The organism is Rhizobacter sp. (assembly GCF_031412495.1).
Taxonomy (GTDB): domain Bacteria; phylum Pseudomonadota; class Gammaproteobacteria; order Burkholderiales; family Burkholderiaceae_C; genus Schlegelella_A.
On the sequence record NZ_JANODC010000041.1, the window covers coordinates 1 to 15,310 of the forward strand.

Consider the following 15,310-nt stretch of genomic DNA (forward strand, 5'->3'; position numbering starts at 1 on the left):
CCGAATGGAACGGTGCCGACACCGGCAGCGGCAGGGTCCGCTTCGCCCCGCTCGCCTTGAGCAGCTCGCAGGCCCTGGCCACGCCCGCCTTCGTGCCGGCGATGACGGTCTGCTTCGGGTCGTTGAAATTGGCCGCCTGGACGACCTCGCCGCTTTCGCGCGCCGCCTGCTCGCAGCCGGCGACGACCGCCGCAGCGTCGAGGCCGAGGATCGCAGCCATCGCGCCGACGCCGACGGGCACCGCCTCCTGCATCGCCTGGCGCGAAAGCGCACGAGCGGCAAGGCATCGGCGAGGCTGAGCGAACCGGCGACGACGAGGGCGGTGTACTCGCCGAGCGAGTGCCCCGCGACCACCGCCGGCGCCGCCTGCGCCTCGGCGAGCCAGGCGCGGTAGCAGGCCACCCCGGCGGTGAGCATCACCGGCTGGGTGTGGGTCGTGAGATCGAGGGCCTCCTTCGGCCCCTCGCGGATTAGCCGGCCGACGTCCTCGCCCAACGCCGTCGAGGCTTCCTCGAGGGTGAGCCGGACGGCGGCGTTGTCGCCCCACGCGTCGAGCATGCCGACCGACTGCGAGCCCTGGCCCGGGAAGACGAAGGCGAACGGTTTCATGGCGAGAGCAGGATGGTGGAGCGCATCAGAGGTCGAGCAGCACGGCGCCCCAGGTGAAGCCGCCGCCCACGCCTTCGAGCATGACCGTGTCGCCGCGCCGGATCGTGCCCGCCCGAACCGCGTCGTCGAGGGCGAGCGGGATCGACGCGGCCGAGGTGTTGCCGTGGCGGGCGACCGTTGCGACCAGCTTCTCCGGGGCCAGCTTCAGCTTCTTCGCCGTGCTCTGCATGATGCGGATATTGGCCTGGTGCGGGATCAGCCAGTCGACGTCCGCCGCGACGCGACCGGCCTTCGCGAGCACCGAACGGGCGACGTCCTCCAGCACGTGCACGGCAAGCTTGAACACCGCCTGCCCGTCCATCTTGAGCAGCGGATCGCCGAGGACGTGGCCGCCCGCGACGTGCCCGGGAACGCAGAGGATGCCGACATGGCGGCCGTCGGCATGCAGCTCGCTGGCGAGGATCCCGGGCTCGTCGCTGGCCTCGAGGACGACGGCGCCGGCGCCGTCGCCGAACAGCACGCAGGTGGTCCGGTCGCTGAAATCGAGGATGCGCGAGAACACCTCGGAGCCGATGACCAGGGCCCTGCGCGCCGCCCCGCTCTTGATCATCGCGTCGGCGACCGTCAGGGCGTAGACGAAGCCGGAACAGACCGCCTGCACGTCGAACGCGGCGCAGCCGGCCACGCCCAGCTTCTGCTGGACGATGCAGGCGGCCGATGGGAACACCATGTCGGGCGTGGACGTCGCGACGATGATGAGATCGATCGCATGCGGGTCGCAGTCGGCGGCTTCCAAGGCACGCCTCGCCGCCTCAACGGCGAGATCGCTGCAGGCGAGCTCCGGCGTGGCGAAGTGGCGGAAGCGGATGCCGGTGCGCTCGGCGATCCAGTCGTCGGACGTCTCGACGCCGTCGCGGGCGAGCCGCTCGGCGAGCTGGGCGTTGCTGACCGGCGCCCCGGGCAGGAAGCCGCCCGTGCCGGTGATGCGCGAGAACCGCGGCACGGCGCTCCATTGGCTACCCTCCGCGCTGCGCGCTCCGGTATTCGCCTTCGGAACGGCCGTGCGGCTCATGCGGAGTGGAGCGAGCCCACAGGCGACGGCGGCAGCGTGCCCGTCCGCAACGGGACGACGTTCCCGGGCATCGCCGCCAGCGTCGCCTGGATGCGCTGCTGAACCCGGTCGAGCAAGCCGTTCCGGGCGGCGTCGTAGGCTCGGTTCAGCGCCTGCTCGAAAGCGAACGCATCGGCCGATCCGTGGCTCTTGAACACCAGCCCGCGCAGGCCGAGCAGGGCCGCGCCGTTGTAGCGCCGATGGTCGACGCGCTTGCGAAAGCGGTTCAGCACCGGCAGGGCCGCCAGCGCGGCCAGCTGGGTCAGGGCGCTGCGCCTGAACTCCTGCTTGATGAAGCTGGTCAGCAGAGAGGCCAGGCCCTCGGCCGTCTTCAGCATGACGTTGCCGACGAAGCCGTCGCAGACCACGATGTCCGTCGTGCCCTTGAAGATATCGGTCGCCTCGACGTTGCCATAGAAGTTGACGACCCCGGCGGCCGCTGCGGCGCGGAGCAGCTCGCCCGCTTCCTTGACGGCCTCGGCGCCCTTGATCTCCTCTTCGCCGATGTTGAGCAGGCCCACCGTGGGATCGGCCTTGCCGCCGACGGCGCCGACCAGGGCGCTGCCCATGACCGCGAACTGCAGCAGGTGCTGGGCCGTGCAATCGACGTTGGCGCCGAGGTCGAGCACCGTCGTAAAGGCGTCGCGCTCGTTCGGCATCACCGTGGCGATCGCCGGCCGATCGATGCCGTCGATGGTCTTGAGCACGTAGCGGGACACGGCCATGAGCGCGCCGGTGTTGCCGGCCGAGACGCACGCCTGCGCGATGGACGCGTGCTGGTCCTGGGGCTTGACCTGACTCACCGCGACCCGCATGGAGGAGTCCTTCTTGCGGCGCAGGGCGGTCTCGATGGAGTCGGTCATCTCGACGACCTCGGTCGCCTCGACCAGGCTGCAGCGGGCCCAGCCGGCGGCCGGCGCGAGCGCCTCCGGGCGGCCGACCAGGACGAGCTCGGCTTCGGGATGCGCCGCGAGAAAGGCGCGGCAGGCCGGCAAGGTGACGGAGGGGCCGTGGTCGCCGCCCATGCAGTCGACGGCGATGCGGATCGTGGAGCCGGAAATTGCCGCCACGGGGTGCGTCGGGGGCGAAGCCGGAGCGCCGGCCGGGCTCACGCGAAGACTCGGATCAGGCGTCTGCCTTGGTCTTCAGCACCTTGCGGCCGCGGTAGAAGCCGGTCGGGCTGATGTGATGGCGCAAGTGGGTCTCGCCGGTGGTCGGCTCGATGCCGATGCCGGGCTTGGCGAGCGCGTTGTGCGCACGGTGCATGCCGCGTTTCGAGGGCGACTTCTTGTTCTGCTGAACGGCCATGGGGGTTCTCCTCTGGCCCGCGATGGGCGGGCGGCGCGATGCGGGGCCCGGCCAGCGCCGAGCGATCGCGAAAAGCCCAAGATTGTAGCAGCGCGAGCCCCCTCGAGAGGTCGCCGGCGGGCTCAGGCGGGCTTGCTGCGCTTGAGTGCCGCCAGAGCGGCGAAGGGATGGCCCTGAGGCTCCGCGGCCGGCACATCCTCTTCGAACTGCAGGGGCACCGGCACCGGGCAGACGTCGTGGCGCGGCACGATCGGCAAGGCCAGGAGCAGCTCGTCCTCGACGAGCACGTGCAGGTCGAACGAGGGCACGAGGGCGAGCACGTCTTCCTCGCCGGCCGCGTCCAACGCTGCCGCTGCATCTTCTCCGGGAACGAAGAAGAAACGGCGCCCGATGTGGAGCGGAACCGTCATCGGCTGCAGGCAACGCTGGCACTCGAGACGGACTTCGGTATCGACCTCGAGGCGGAGGGCCGCCTGCGTGCCGCCGCCCTCGAGCGCAGCGCGGTGGCCGAGGGCACGAAAGCGCACGGACGAGGGTTCCGAAGGCTCCTCCGGCAGCGTCGCCGAGCGCAGCCGCGCGAAGCTGTCCTGGCGCCACTCGCCGGCGAGCTCGGCCCCGGTCGCGGCCAGCGGCGCGAGGTCGAGCTTGCGCGGATCCGGCGGGCGAGTCGAGGCCATCGGCCCAGTGTAGGTCGGCCGGAACCCGGTTGCCGGGGTGGGAAAATGGCTCATGCCGGCACGTCGCCTGATCCTCGCTTCCACCTCGCCGTACCGGCGCGAGCTGCTGGCCCGGCTGCGCCTGCCGTTCGAGGTGCGCTCGCCCGAGGTCGACGAGACGCCGCTGGTCGGCGAACGGCCGGTCGATCTCACCGAGCGCCTGGCGCTGGCCAAGGCCGAGGCCATCGCCGACCGTGACCGCGAGTCCGTGGTGATCGGCTCGGACCAGGTCGCCGACCTCGACGGTCGCAGCATCGGCAAGCCGGGCGACCACCCGCGCGCCATTGCCCAGCTGCGCTCGATGCGCGGGCGCATGGTGCTGTTCCACACCGCGGTCGCGGTCGTCTGCCGGGCCACGGGATTGCGGGCGGTGGAGATCGCCTCGGTGACGGTCCGCTTCCGCGACTTCGACGACGACGAGATCGAGCGCTACCTGCGCGCCGAGCAGCCGTACGACTGCGCCGGCAGCGCCAAGGCCGAGACCCTCGGCATCGCCCTCCTCGCATCGATCGAATCCGACGACCCCACCGCCCTCGTCGGCCTGCCCCTGATCCGCACCTGCGCACTCCTGCGCCGCGCCGGGATCGACCCGCTCGCCGCTGCGGGGGCCGCGCCGTGACGGCTGTGACCGGCTCGCTCTATCTGGTCCCGAACACGCTCGACTTCGGCATCGCCGGCTCGGCGCCGAACCTGGGCGAGCTGCTGCCCATGGCGGCGATCCGGGTCGCGGCGCGGCTCGAGCACTGGGTCTGCGAGAACGCCAAGACGACGCGCGCCTTCCTGAAGCGCGTCGACGCGGTGGTGCCGCTGAGCCGCCCGCTGCAGGCGATCTCGATCGTCGAGCTGGCCCGTCCGCAGAAGGGGCGGCCGGCGTCAGCACGCGAGCACGCCGGCCGCGAGCCTCGCACGCTCGCCCTGCTCGATGCGGCCCGCGCCGGGTCGGACATGGGCCTGCTCTCGGAAGCCGGGCTGGCCGGGCTGGCCGACCCGGGCGCGACCATCGTCGAAGCGGCGCATGCGGCCGGCATCCGCGTGGTCGCCCTGCCGGGCGCGAGCTCGATCGCCCTGGCCCTGGCGGCGAGCGGGCTCAACGGCCAGAGCTTCGCCTTCGTCGGCTACCTGCCCATCGAGGCGGATGCGCGCGGCGCCCGCATCCGCGAGCTCGAGTCGCTGTCGCGGCGCGATGGGCAGACGCAGGTGATGATCGAGACGCCCTACCGCAACCAGGCGCTGCTTGCGGCGCTGGTGGCACAGCTCCAGCCGGGCACCGTCCTGTCGGTCAGCGCCGGCCTGACGACGGCGGCGGAGTCGACGCGCAGCGAGCCCGTGTCGGCCTGGCGCTCGCGGCCGCTCCGGCTGCCGGCCGACCTGCCGGCCGTGTTCTCGATCCAGGCGCGCTGAGCGGCGGCCCGCCTTCGCCCGCCCGCGACTTCAGGACTCGGCCGGCTCGGTCGCCCTGGCACCGAACAGGGCCGCGACCCTCTTCTTCGGCTTGATGTTCGGCGACAGGCCACGGCCGGCGGGCACGGCGCGCTTCTCCCAGGCGGGCTCGGCGTCCGAAGCGGTCGGCTCGTAGGGCTTGTCGAAGAAGGGATCGCTCGACGGCCGCGGCGCCGCGCGGACCGGGCTGCGTGCAGGCGCCGTGGCACGGGCTTCGGCAGACGCCGGCGCGCGCTCGGCGACCTCGTCGTCGTCGCGGCGGGCGCGTTCGCGGACCGGGCGCCGCATCGATTCGTCGTCGAGCTCGAGCGGCTCGAGCTCGATCTTCTTGTGGATCAGCTTCTCGATGTCGCCGACCAGGCGCGCGTCCTCGCGCGAGACGAGGGTGATGGCCAGCCCCGAGGCGCCGGCGCGCGCCGTCCGGCCGATGCGGTGGACGTAGTCCTCGGCGTTGTAGGGCACGTCGAAGTTGAAGACCGCCGGCAGGTCGACGATGTCGAGGCCGCGCGCCGCGACGTCGGTGGCGACAAGCACGTCGACCTCGCCCTTCTTGAACGCCTCGAGCGCCTTCAGCCGCTCGTCCTGCGACTTGTCGCCGTGCAGGGCGTTGGTGCGCAGGCCGTCGCGCTCGAACGAGCGGGCGAGCCGGGCGCAGCCGAGCTTCGAGTTGACGAAGATCAGCGCCTGCCCGATCGACCGCTCCTTCAGCAGCTTCAGGACGGCACGCCGCTTGTCGTCGGTCGAGACGCTGTAGAAATGCTGCTCGACGTTGGTCGCCGTCGCGTTCGGGCGTGCCACCTCGACCAGGATCGGGTCCTGCAGATAGCTCTCGGCCAGGCGCCGTATCTCGGGCGAGAACGTCGCCGAGAACAGCAGCGTCTGCCGCTGCTTGGGCAGGTATGACAGGATCCGCTGCAGGTCGGGCAGGAAGCCGATGTCGAGCATCCGGTCGGCCTCGTCGAGCACCACGTACTCGACCTGGTTCAGGACGCAGTTCTTGGCTTCGATGTGGTCCAGCAGGCGGCCCGGCGTGGCGACCAGCACCTCGACCCCCTGCTTCAGCTCGAGCGTCTGCGGCTTCATGTCGATGCCGCCGAAAACCACCGCGCAGCGTAGCTTGGAATGCGCGGCGTAGCCCTTGATGTTGTCGGCCACCTGGTCGGCGAGCTCGCGCGTCGGCGCGATCACGAGGGCGCGGACAGGATGCCGCGCCGGCGACATGCTGGCGTTGGCGTGCGGCAGCATCTTCTCCAGCAGGGGCAGCGAGAACGCCGCCGTCTTGCCGGTGCCCGTCTGCGCGGCGCCCATGACGTCGCGGCCAGCCAGGACGATGGGGATCGCCTTGGCCTGGATCGGAGTCATGGTCGTGTAGCCCTGGTCGGCGACGGCGCGCTGCAGGACCGGCGACAGGCCGATCGAGGAGAAGGTCAGGGAAGGAGCGGTCTCGGGCTCTGCGGCGGCGGTCGCGGCGGCGGTGAGGGTGCCGGCGGGTTCGGCAGGGGTTTGCAAGGAGGCGTTTTCGTGATCTGTTTCGGTCATCTCCACATTATCGGGGCGCTTGGCCGAGCGGCAAGGGAAGCAGGTTCCGGGCGCATAGAATTCGAGGCTTTTTCGCGCCCACATGATCCTCGTCACCGGCGGGGCCGGCTTTATCGGCTCCAACTTCGTTCTCGACTGGCTGGCCCAGGGCAGCGAGCCGGTGCTCAACGTCGACGCGCTCACCTACGCCGGCAACACCGAGAACCTGGCCTCCCTCGCGGGCGACGCCCGGCACACCTTGGTGCGCGGCGACATCTGCGACCGCCCGCTCCTCGACCGCCTCTTCGACGAGCACCGGCCGCGCGCCGTCGTCCACTTCGCGGCCGAGAGCCACGTCGACCGCAGCATCCACGGGCCCGCCGAGTTCATCCGCACCAACGTGCAGGGCACGTTCACGCTGCTCGAAGCCGCTCGGGCGCACTGGGCCGCCCTGCCGGCCGACGAGAAGGCGGCGTTCCGCTTCCTGCACGTCTCGACCGACGAGGTCTACGGCTCGCTCGGCAAGACCGACCCGGCGTTCCGCGAATCCGACACCTACGAGCCGAACAGCCCCTATTCGGCCAGCAAGGCGGCGAGCGACCACCTGGTGCGAGCCTGGCACCACACCTACGGCCTGCCGGTGCTGACCACCAACTGCAGCAACAACTACGGCCCGTTCCACTTCCCCGAAAAGCTCATCCCGCTGATGATCGTCAACGCCCTGGCCGGCAAGCCGCTGCCCGTGTACGGCGACGGTCAGCAGGTGCGCGACTGGCTCTACGTCGAGGACCACTGCGCCGCGATCCGCGCGGTCCTGGCCCGCGGCCGCGTCGGCGAGACCTACAACATCGGCGGCTGGAACGAGAAGCCGAACCTCGAGATCGTGCACGCGGTGTGCGCTCTGCTCGACGAGATGAAGCCGCACCCCGACGGCCCCTACGCCCGCCTCGTCACCCACGTGACCGACCGGCCCGGGCACGACCGGCGCTACGCCATCGACGCGCGCAAGATCGAGCGCGAACTCGGCTGGCGGCCGAGCGAGACCTTCGAGTCGGGGCTGCGCAAGACCGTGCGCTGGTACCTCGAGCACGGCGCCTGGGTCGAGCGCGTGCAGACCGGCGCTTACCGCGACTGGGTCGAAGCCAACTACGACCGCCGCCTCGCATGAAGATCCTGCTGTTCGGCAGGAACGGCCAGCTCGGCTGGGAACTGCAGCGCTCGCTGGCGGTGCTGGGCGAGGTGACCGCGCTCGACGCCCGAGGCGACGCAGCCGGGCCGGCCGACTTCGACGAGCCCGAGTCGCTCGCCGCCGTCGTGCACCGGGTGGCGCCAGCGCTGATCGTCAATGCCGCCGCCTACACCGCCGTCGATCGTGCCGAGACCGACGGCGCGCGGGCGCAGCGCGTCAACTCCGAGGCGCCCGGCGTGATCGCGCGGGCTGCGGCGGCGTCGGGCGCCTGGCTGATCCACTACAGCACCGACTACGTGTTCGACGGCAGCGGCAGCGCACCGTGGCAGGAGGATTCGCCCACGGGGCCGCTGAACGCCTACGGCCGCAGCAAGCTCGAGGGCGAGGCGCTGATCCGGGGCAGCGGCTGCCGGCACCTGATCCTGCGCACGAGCTGGGTCTACTCGGCGCGCGGCGACAACTTCGCCAAGACGATGCTGCGCCTGGCGACGCAACGCGACACCTTGTCGGTGATCGACGACCAGGTCGGCGCACCGACGGGCGCCGACCTGCTGGCCGACATCACCGCGCACGCCTGGCGCGCCGTGTCTGCGGCGCCGGAGCTGGCCGGCACCTATCACGCCACGGCTGCCGGCGAGACCAGCTGGCACGGCTACGCCCGCCACGTGCTCGCAGTCGCGCAGCGGCTCGGCCGGCCGGTGCGCGTCGCGCCCGACCGCATTCAGCCCGTCCCCAGCAGCGCCTACCCGCAGGCGGCGACCCGGCCGAAGAATTCGCGGCTGGCGACGACCAAGCTTCGCGATGCGTTCGGCCTCGCCCTTCCCCCTTGGCAATACGGCGTCGAGCGCATGCTCGAGGAAGTCGCCGCCCGACAGGAAACCGCATGACCCAGGCCCGGCCTCGCAAAGGAATCGTTCTCGCCGGCGGCTCCGGCACGCGCCTGCATCCGGCAACGCTCGCGCTCAGCAAGCAGCTGCTCCCGGTCTATGACAAGCCGATGGTGTACTACCCGCTCAGCACGCTGATGCTGGCCGGCATCCGCGACATCCTCCTGATCAGCACGCCGCAGGACACGCCGCGCTTCGCGGCCCTGCTCGGCGACGGGTCGAAGTGGGGCATCAACCTCAGCTACTGCGTGCAGCCCAGCCCCGACGGCCTGGCGCAGGCCTTCATCCTCGGCCGCCGCTTCGTCGACGGCCACCCGAGCGCGCTGGTGCTGGGCGACAACATCTTCTACGGCCACGACCTGCAGTCGATGCTGGCGGCGGCCTCGGCACGGCCCAGCGGCGCGACCGTTTTCGCCTACCACGTGCACGACCCGGAGCGCTACGGCGTGGTCGAGTTCGACGCCGAGCGTCGGGCTCTCAGCATCGAGGAAAAGCCGGCGGCGCCGAAGAGCAACTACGCCGTCACCGGCCTCTACTTCTACGACGAGCAGGTCTGCGACGTCGCGGCCGCGATCAAGCCGTCGCCGCGCGGCGAGCTCGAGATCACCGACGTCAATGCCCGCTACCTCTCGGCCGCGACGCTGAGCGTCGAGGTCATGGGCCGCGGCTACGCCTGGCTCGACACCGGCACGCACGACAGCCTGATGGAAGCGGGCCAGTTCATCGCCACGCTCGAGAAGCGCCAGGGGCTGAAGGTCTCGTGCCCGGAGGAGATCGCCTTCCGCTCGGGCTGGATCGGCCGCGAGGAGCTGCTGGCGATGGCCGAGCCGATGCGCAAGAACGGCTACGGGCAGTACCTGCTGCAGGTTGCGAGCACGAAGGTGTTCTGATGAAGGTGACGCGAACCCGCCTGGAAGGCGTCGTCCTCCTCGAGCCCAAGGTGTTCGGAGACGAGCGCGGCTTCTTCCTCGAGAGCTTCAACCAGCGCGCCTTCGAGGCGGCGATCGGCACTTCGGTCAGCTTCGTGCAGGACAACCAGTCGCGTTCGGCCAAGGGCGTCCTGCGCGGCCTGCACCTGCAGGTCGGACCGCACCAGCAGGGCAAGCTCGTTCGCGTCGTGCACGGCAGCGTGTTCGATGTCGCCGTCGACCTGCGCGCCAGCAGCCCGACCTTCGGGCAGTGGGAAGGCGTGGAGCTGAGCGCCGAGAACCATCGCCAGCTGTGGATCGCGCCGGGCATGGCGCACGGCTTCCTGGTGACGAGCGACTACGCCGACTTCCTCTACAAGACGACCGACTACTACGCACCGGCCGCAGAGCGCAGCGTGCGCTGGGACGACCCGGCCATCGGGATCGCGTGGCCCGACATCGGCGCGGCCTACACCCTTTCCGAGAAGGACCGGGCCGCGCCGCTGCTGGCCGACGTGCAATTTGCACGCTAGGCGCCCCGCGCGTGCCGGAGAGTCGCCTCGCGCTTGTACACTCCTGCGTTCAAACGATGAACGCACCTGCCGAAGAACCGCCCGACGCTGCGCCGAACGATGACGCCGCGGTGGCGCTGCTCCGCCTGATCGAGGCCCACCCCGACTACTCGCAGCGCCAGCTCGCCCGGGCCCTCGGCGTGAGCCTCGGCAAGACGCACTACCTGCTGAAGGCGCTGCTCGGCAAGGGCTGGGTCAAGGCGCAGAACTTCCAGCGCAGCGACCACAAGCTCGGCTATCTGTACGTGCTGACACCGAGCGGCATTCGCAAGCGCCTCGACCTGACCCAGGCCTTCCTCGCCCGCAAGGAGCGCGAGTTCGTGCGCCTGCGCACGCAGATCGCGGCCTTGCGCAAGGACCTGGCCGAGCAACGAGGTCCGCAGCCATGACAAAGCCCTCCGCTTCCGCTATCGCCGTCGTCCCGGTCGTCCTCGCCGGCGGCGGCGGCACGCGCCTGTGGCCGCTCAGCCGCGCCCTGCATCCGAAGCAGTACCTCTCGCTCGGCAACGGCGGCAAGCAGGGCGAGACGCTGTTCCAGAAGGCCGTGCTGCGCGTCGGGGCACTGGCCGGCGATGGCATCGCGGTGCGGGCGCCCTGCGTCGTGGCCAACGAGGAGCACCGCTTCACCGTCCTCGAGCAGCTCGCCGCCATCGGCCTCAAACCGGCGCGCGTGCTGCTCGAGCCGTTCGGACGCAACACCGCCGCCGCGCTGACGCTGGCGGCCATCGACGTCGCCGGCCGCGAGCAGGGCGACGCCGACCCGGTGCTCGTCGTCACGCCGGCCGATCACGCGATGGCCGACCTCGCCGCCTGCACGGGGGCCCTGCGCCAGGCGGTGGCGACGGCTCAGGCCGGCGCCATCGTCGTCCTCGGCGTCCGGCCGACGCGGCCGGACACCGGCTACGGCTACATGCGGACCGAGGCCGCCGGCGCTGGCGCCGGCGCAGCGAAGGTCGCGGCCTTCGTCGAGAAGCCCGACCTGGCCACCGCCGAGGGCTACCTCGCCGACGGCGGCTACTTCTGGAACAGCGGCGTCTTCGTCCTGCGCGCCAGCGCCTGGCGGCAGGCGCTGGCGCGGTTCCGCCCCGACATCGCCGAGGCCTGCGAAGCGGCGGCCCGCAGCGGCACAGCCGATGCCTCGTTTCACCGCTACGACCGCGAGGCCTTCGCGGCGATCCCCCCCGAGAGCATCGACTACGCGGTCATGGAACCGGCGAGCCGCGCCGGCTCCGGCATCGACGTGCGCATGATCCCGCTCGACGCCGGCTGGAGCGACCTCGGTGCATGGGACGCCGTCTGGCAGATCGGCACCCACGACGGGGACGGCAACGTGACGCAGGGCGACGCGCTGCTCAGCGACTCGCGCAACACGCTCGTCCACGCGACCAGCCGCCTCGTCGCCGTGCTCGGGCTCGACGACGTCACCGTGGTCGAGACGGCCGATGCCGTGCTCGTCGCACATCGGTCGAAGAGCCCGGCGGTGAAGGAGCTCGTCGGCACGCTGAACGCCAGCCACCGCAGCGAGGCCAGCGTGCACCGCCGCGTGCATCGGCCCTGGGGCTGGTACGAGAACGTCGACCAGGGCCCGCGGTTCCAGGTCAAGCGGATCATGGTCAAGCCGGGCGCCCGGCTCAGCCTGCAGATGCACCACCACCGGGCCGAGCACTGGGTGGTGGTCACGGGAACGGCGGAAGTGACCAACGGCGAGAAGGTCGCGATCCTCACCGAGAACCAGAGCACGTACATCCCGCTCGGCGAGACGCACCGGCTGGCCAACCCGGGGAAGGTGCCGCTCGAGATCATCGAGGTCCAGTCGGGGTCGTACCTGGGCGAGGACGACATCGTGCGGTTCGAGGACAGCTATGGGCGGCGCTGAAGCGGCCGGCCGCCCCTTCCGGTGATCCTGGTCACCGGCGGTCACGGCTTCCTGGGCCGTTGCGTCGTGCGCCAGCTCGGGGCTGCGCCGCACCTGGCGCCGCGCAGCGTCGAGCTCGATCTGCTCGACGGCGCCGCCGTACGGCGCTTCCTCGACCGCCATGAGGTTTCCAAGATCGTCCATGCCGCCGGTTTCGTCGGCGGCATCGGCCTGCACCGGCGCCATCCCGGCCGGGTCGCCGCCGAGAACCTCGTCATGGGCGTGAACCTCCTGCGCGCGGCAGCAGCGATGCGTTCGCCATCCCACGTGGTCATCGTCTCCACGGTGTGTGCGTATCCGGAGGCGGCGCCCATCCCGACCCCCGAATCCGCGCTCTACGACGGCTATCCCTCGCCCGACACCGCTGCCTACGGGCTGGCCAAGCGGGAGCTGCATTCGCTCGCCGCCGCGCTCGCGGAGGAATTCGGGCTCAGCTACAGCTACGTCATCCCGACCAACCTCTACGGGCCGGAAGACCACTTCGACGAAGCCAGGTCGCACGTCGTGCCGGCCCTGATCCGCCGCGCCCACGAGGCCCGGCGCCGCGGCGACGCGGCACTCGTCGTCTGGGGCGACGGCACGGCGACGCGCGACCTCCTCTACATCGACGAGTGCGCCCGCGGCCTGCTCCTGGCGCTCGAACGCCCGCAGGCCCGCGGCGAGGTCATCAACCTCGGCAGCGGCGAGGAGGTGAGCATCCGCACCCTGGCCGAGACGATCTGCCGCGTCGTCGGCTTCGAGGGCCGGCTCGAATGGGACGCGTCCAAGCCGCAAGGCGCGCCGCGCCGGGCGCTCGATCCGGCCAAGGCGGAACGCCTGCTGGGCTTCCGGCGCGAGGTCGGCCTCGAGGAAGGGCTTCGCCGCGCCGCCGACTGGTACTCGACCCACGCCTAGACGACAGATGGAACACATGGTCACCGACAACAGGGTCTGCATCCTCGGCATGGGCTACGTGGGGCTCACGCTCGCAGTCGTCATGGCGGAGCGGGGCTTCCGGGTCCACGGCGCCGAGATCAACCCCAAGGTGCTCGCGAAGATCTCCGACGGCGTGCCGCACTTCTTCGAGCAGGGGCTGGAGGTCCGGCTGAAGCGCGCGCTGAAGGCAGGCACGCTGAGCTTCGTCGAGCGCATCGCCCAGATCCCGGCCGACGCGCTCCCTTCCGCCTACGTTCTCACCGTCGGCACGCCGCTCGGCGCCGACCAGCGGCCGCGCATGGACATGGTGAGCAACGTGGCCGCCGAGGTCGCCGAGCACATGCCAGGCGGCTCCCTCGTGGTGCTGCGCTCGACGGTGCGGCTCGGCACGACCCGCGCCGTCGTGCTGAAGCGGCTTGAGGAGTCGGGCAAGGCCTTCGGGCTGGCCTACTGCCCGGAGCGAACCCTGGAAGGCAAGGCGCTCGAGGAGCTCATCTCGCTGCCGCAGATCGTCGGCGGCCTGACCGAGGCCGACATGTGGCGCGCCACCAGCATCTTCCAGCGGCTCACGCCGACGACGATCAAGGTCAGCTCGCTCGAAGCGGCCGAGGTCATCAAGCTCCTCGACAACTCGTACCGCGACCACATGTTCGCGTTCGGCAACGAGGTGGCCCTGCTGTGCGATGCCGCGGGCCTCGACGGCATCGAGGTGATCCGCGCCGCCAACACCGGCTATGAACGGACCAAGATCGCCATGCCCGGCTTCGTCGGCGGCCCGTGCCTGCACAAGGACCCGCACATCCTCCAGGATTCCCTCACCGATTTCGGCTTCGTCCCCGCGCTGGTGCGCGAAGGGCGGGCGCTGAACGAGAGCCTGTCGGACCGGGTCATCGACATGCTGCTGCGCGAGCTGCCGGCGGACGCGACGGCCTCGGCCGCCAAGATCTCGATCTGCGGAGTCGCCTTCAAGGGCCGGCCTGAGACCGACGACACCCGGGCCACCCCGGCCATCGAGCTGATCGCGGCACTGCGACGTCGCTTCCCCAAGGCGCAGCTCTGCGGCCAGGACTTCGCCGTCCGCGACGAAGGCATCGCCGAGCTGGGCATCGAGCCTGCGAGGATCGAGGCCGCCTTCGCCGGCGCCAGCATCGTCATCGTCGCCAACAACAACGCCAAGTACCAGTGGCTCGACCTCGATGCCCTGGCGGCGTCGATGAAGCGCCCGGCCGTCGTGTTCGACGTCTGGTCGGTGCTGCCGATGGACGAGAAGGCGGCCGAGGTCGAAGGCGTGGCGATGCGCCGCCTCGGCTCGGCCAAGGCCTGGGGGCGCAAGTGATGGCAGGGACCGTCCTCGTCACCGGCGGCAGCGGCTTCCTTGGCGCCGCCCTCGTCACCAAGCTCCTGCGCGGCGGCTGGAACGTGCGCGTGCTCGACGACAACTCGCGCGGCCGGCCGCGCCGCCTCGCGGCCGTGGCCAAGGAGATCGAGTTTGTGCAGGGCGACGTCCGCGACGCCGACGCCGTCGACAAGGCGACGCGCGGGGTCGATGCCGTTGCTCACCTCGCCTTCGTCAACGGCACCGAGTTCTTCTACTCGAAGCCCAAGCTGGTGCTCGAGGTGGGGGTCAAGGGCGCGCTCAACACGCTCGAGGCGTGCGTGCGGCACGAGGTGCCGCGCTACTGGCTGATGTCGTCGTCGGAGGTCTACCAGACGCCGCCGAGCGTCCCCACCGACGAATCGGTGCCGATGTCGATCCCCGACCCGCTCAACCCGCGCTACAGCTACGGCGGCGGCAAGCTGATCAGCGAGCTGCTGGCGATCAACTACGGCCGCGAGCGCTTCGAGCAGGTGGTGGTCGTCCGGCCGCACAACGTCTACGGCCCCGACATGGGCTACGAGCACGTGGTCCCGCAGTTCATCGGCCGGGTGCACAAGCTGTGCGAGTCCTCGGCCGACCGGCACCTCTCGCTCCCGATAAAGGGCGACGGCCGGCAGACGCGCTCGTTCGTCTACGTCGACGACTTCACCGACGGCTGCGCCCTCGCCTTCACCGAGGGCAAGCACCTCAACGTCTATCACGTCGGCACGACCGACGAGGTCTCGGTCGCCGAGCTCGCGCACAAGGTGGCGGCCTCGTTCGGCCGGACGGCGACCATCGTGCCGGGCGAGGCCCCGGCCGGCGAGACGTCGCGCCGCTGCCCCGACATCGGCAAGATCGAAGG

The 15,310-nt window shown here is 71.0% G+C and carries 16 protein-coding genes and 1 pseudogene; 11 read left to right on the forward strand and 6 right to left on the reverse strand.

Annotated features, from left to right (window positions below; translation table 11 throughout):
- The 5 genes and pseudogenes from AC30N0_RS01455 to AC30N0_RS01475 form a co-directional block, all read right to left on the reverse strand.
- Positions 1-609 (reverse strand): annotated as a pseudogene (locus AC30N0_RS01455) (ACP S-malonyltransferase); the annotation flags it as partial.
- Positions 610-634: 25 nt separating this feature from the next.
- A complete protein-coding gene (locus tag AC30N0_RS01460; protein ID WP_489516175.1) occupies positions 635-1,612 on the reverse strand; it encodes a beta-ketoacyl-ACP synthase III in 978 nt (325 codons plus the stop codon).
- 65 nt (positions 1,613-1,677) lie between these two features.
- The gene (gene plsX / locus AC30N0_RS01465) at positions 1,678-2,766 is read right to left on the reverse strand and encodes a phosphate acyltransferase PlsX (RefSeq protein ID WP_489516176.1); all 1,089 of its coding nucleotides are present in this window, start codon (positions 2,764-2,766) and stop codon (positions 1,678-1,680) included.
- A 79-nt stretch (positions 2,767-2,845) separates the two neighbouring features.
- The gene (rpmF, locus tag AC30N0_RS01470; protein WP_489516162.1) at positions 2,846-3,028 is read right to left on the reverse strand and encodes a 50S ribosomal protein L32; all 183 of its coding nucleotides are present in this window, start codon (positions 3,026-3,028) and stop codon (positions 2,846-2,848) included.
- Positions 3,029-3,150: 122 nt separating this feature from the next.
- A complete protein-coding gene (locus AC30N0_RS01475) occupies positions 3,151-3,705 on the reverse strand; it encodes a YceD family protein (protein ID WP_489516163.1) in 555 nt (184 codons plus the stop codon).
- A 52-nt stretch (positions 3,706-3,757) separates the two neighbouring features.
- Here AC30N0_RS01475 and AC30N0_RS01480 point away from each other — a divergent pair, with 52 nt between their 5' ends.
- Positions 3,758-4,363 carry a Maf family nucleotide pyrophosphatase gene (locus AC30N0_RS01480; protein ID WP_489516164.1) on the forward strand — a complete coding sequence of 202 codons (606 nt, stop codon included), beginning with the start codon at positions 3,758-3,760 and terminating at the stop codon, positions 4,361-4,363.
- Between the two features lie 5 nt (positions 4,364-4,368).
- Positions 4,369-5,145 (forward strand): SAM-dependent methyltransferase, encoded by a 777-nt coding sequence (locus AC30N0_RS01485; RefSeq protein WP_489516177.1) that lies wholly within the window; start codon positions 4,369-4,371, stop codon positions 5,143-5,145.
- A 30-nt stretch (positions 5,146-5,175) separates the two neighbouring features.
- On the opposite strand, the gene AC30N0_RS01490 is transcribed toward AC30N0_RS01485, so the two are convergent.
- Complete coding sequence (locus tag AC30N0_RS01490; RefSeq protein ID WP_489516165.1) at positions 5,176-6,723, reverse strand: DEAD/DEAH box helicase; 1,548 nt, start codon at positions 6,721-6,723, stop codon at positions 5,176-5,178.
- A gap of 82 nt (positions 6,724-6,805) precedes the next feature.
- Here AC30N0_RS01490 and rfbB point away from each other — a divergent pair, with 82 nt between their 5' ends.
- The 9 genes from rfbB to AC30N0_RS01535 all read left to right on the forward strand — a co-directional run.
- Complete coding sequence (rfbB, locus tag AC30N0_RS01495; RefSeq protein ID WP_489516166.1) at positions 6,806-7,870, forward strand: dTDP-glucose 4,6-dehydratase; 1,065 nt, start codon at positions 6,806-6,808, stop codon at positions 7,868-7,870.
- A complete protein-coding gene (rfbD, locus tag AC30N0_RS01500) occupies positions 7,867-8,778 on the forward strand; it encodes a dTDP-4-dehydrorhamnose reductase (RefSeq protein ID WP_489516167.1) in 912 nt (303 codons plus the stop codon). The genes rfbB and rfbD overlap by 4 nt, the downstream gene beginning before the upstream one ends.
- Complete coding sequence (gene rfbA / locus AC30N0_RS01505) at positions 8,775-9,668, forward strand: glucose-1-phosphate thymidylyltransferase RfbA (protein ID WP_489516168.1); 894 nt, start codon at positions 8,775-8,777, stop codon at positions 9,666-9,668. The genes rfbD and rfbA overlap by 4 nt, the downstream gene beginning before the upstream one ends.
- Positions 9,668-10,219, forward strand: a complete 552-nt coding sequence (gene rfbC / locus AC30N0_RS01510; RefSeq protein WP_489516169.1) for a dTDP-4-dehydrorhamnose 3,5-epimerase — start codon at positions 9,668-9,670, stop codon at positions 10,217-10,219. The genes rfbA and rfbC overlap by 1 nt, the downstream gene beginning before the upstream one ends.
- A 56-nt stretch (positions 10,220-10,275) precedes the next feature.
- On the forward strand, positions 10,276-10,647 hold the full coding sequence (locus AC30N0_RS01515; RefSeq protein WP_489516170.1) for a MarR family EPS-associated transcriptional regulator: 372 nt from the start codon (positions 10,276-10,278) through the stop codon (positions 10,645-10,647).
- Entirely contained in the window at positions 10,644-12,134 is a 1,491-nt protein-coding gene (locus tag AC30N0_RS01520; RefSeq protein WP_489516171.1) for a mannose-1-phosphate guanylyltransferase/mannose-6-phosphate isomerase, read from the forward strand. Before AC30N0_RS01515 ends, AC30N0_RS01520 begins: the two co-directional genes overlap by 4 nt.
- Positions 12,135-12,155: 21 nt before the next feature.
- Complete coding sequence (locus AC30N0_RS01525) at positions 12,156-13,067, forward strand: NAD-dependent epimerase/dehydratase family protein (RefSeq protein WP_489516172.1); 912 nt, start codon at positions 12,156-12,158, stop codon at positions 13,065-13,067.
- A 7-nt stretch (positions 13,068-13,074) separates the two neighbouring features.
- The gene (locus AC30N0_RS01530; protein ID WP_489516173.1) at positions 13,075-14,424 is read left to right on the forward strand and encodes a nucleotide sugar dehydrogenase; all 1,350 of its coding nucleotides are present in this window, start codon (positions 13,075-13,077) and stop codon (positions 14,422-14,424) included.
- On the forward strand, positions 14,424-15,310 hold an 887-nt coding region (locus AC30N0_RS01535), incomplete at its 3' end, for an NAD-dependent epimerase/dehydratase family protein (protein ID WP_489516174.1). The genes AC30N0_RS01530 and AC30N0_RS01535, both read left to right, overlap by 1 nt.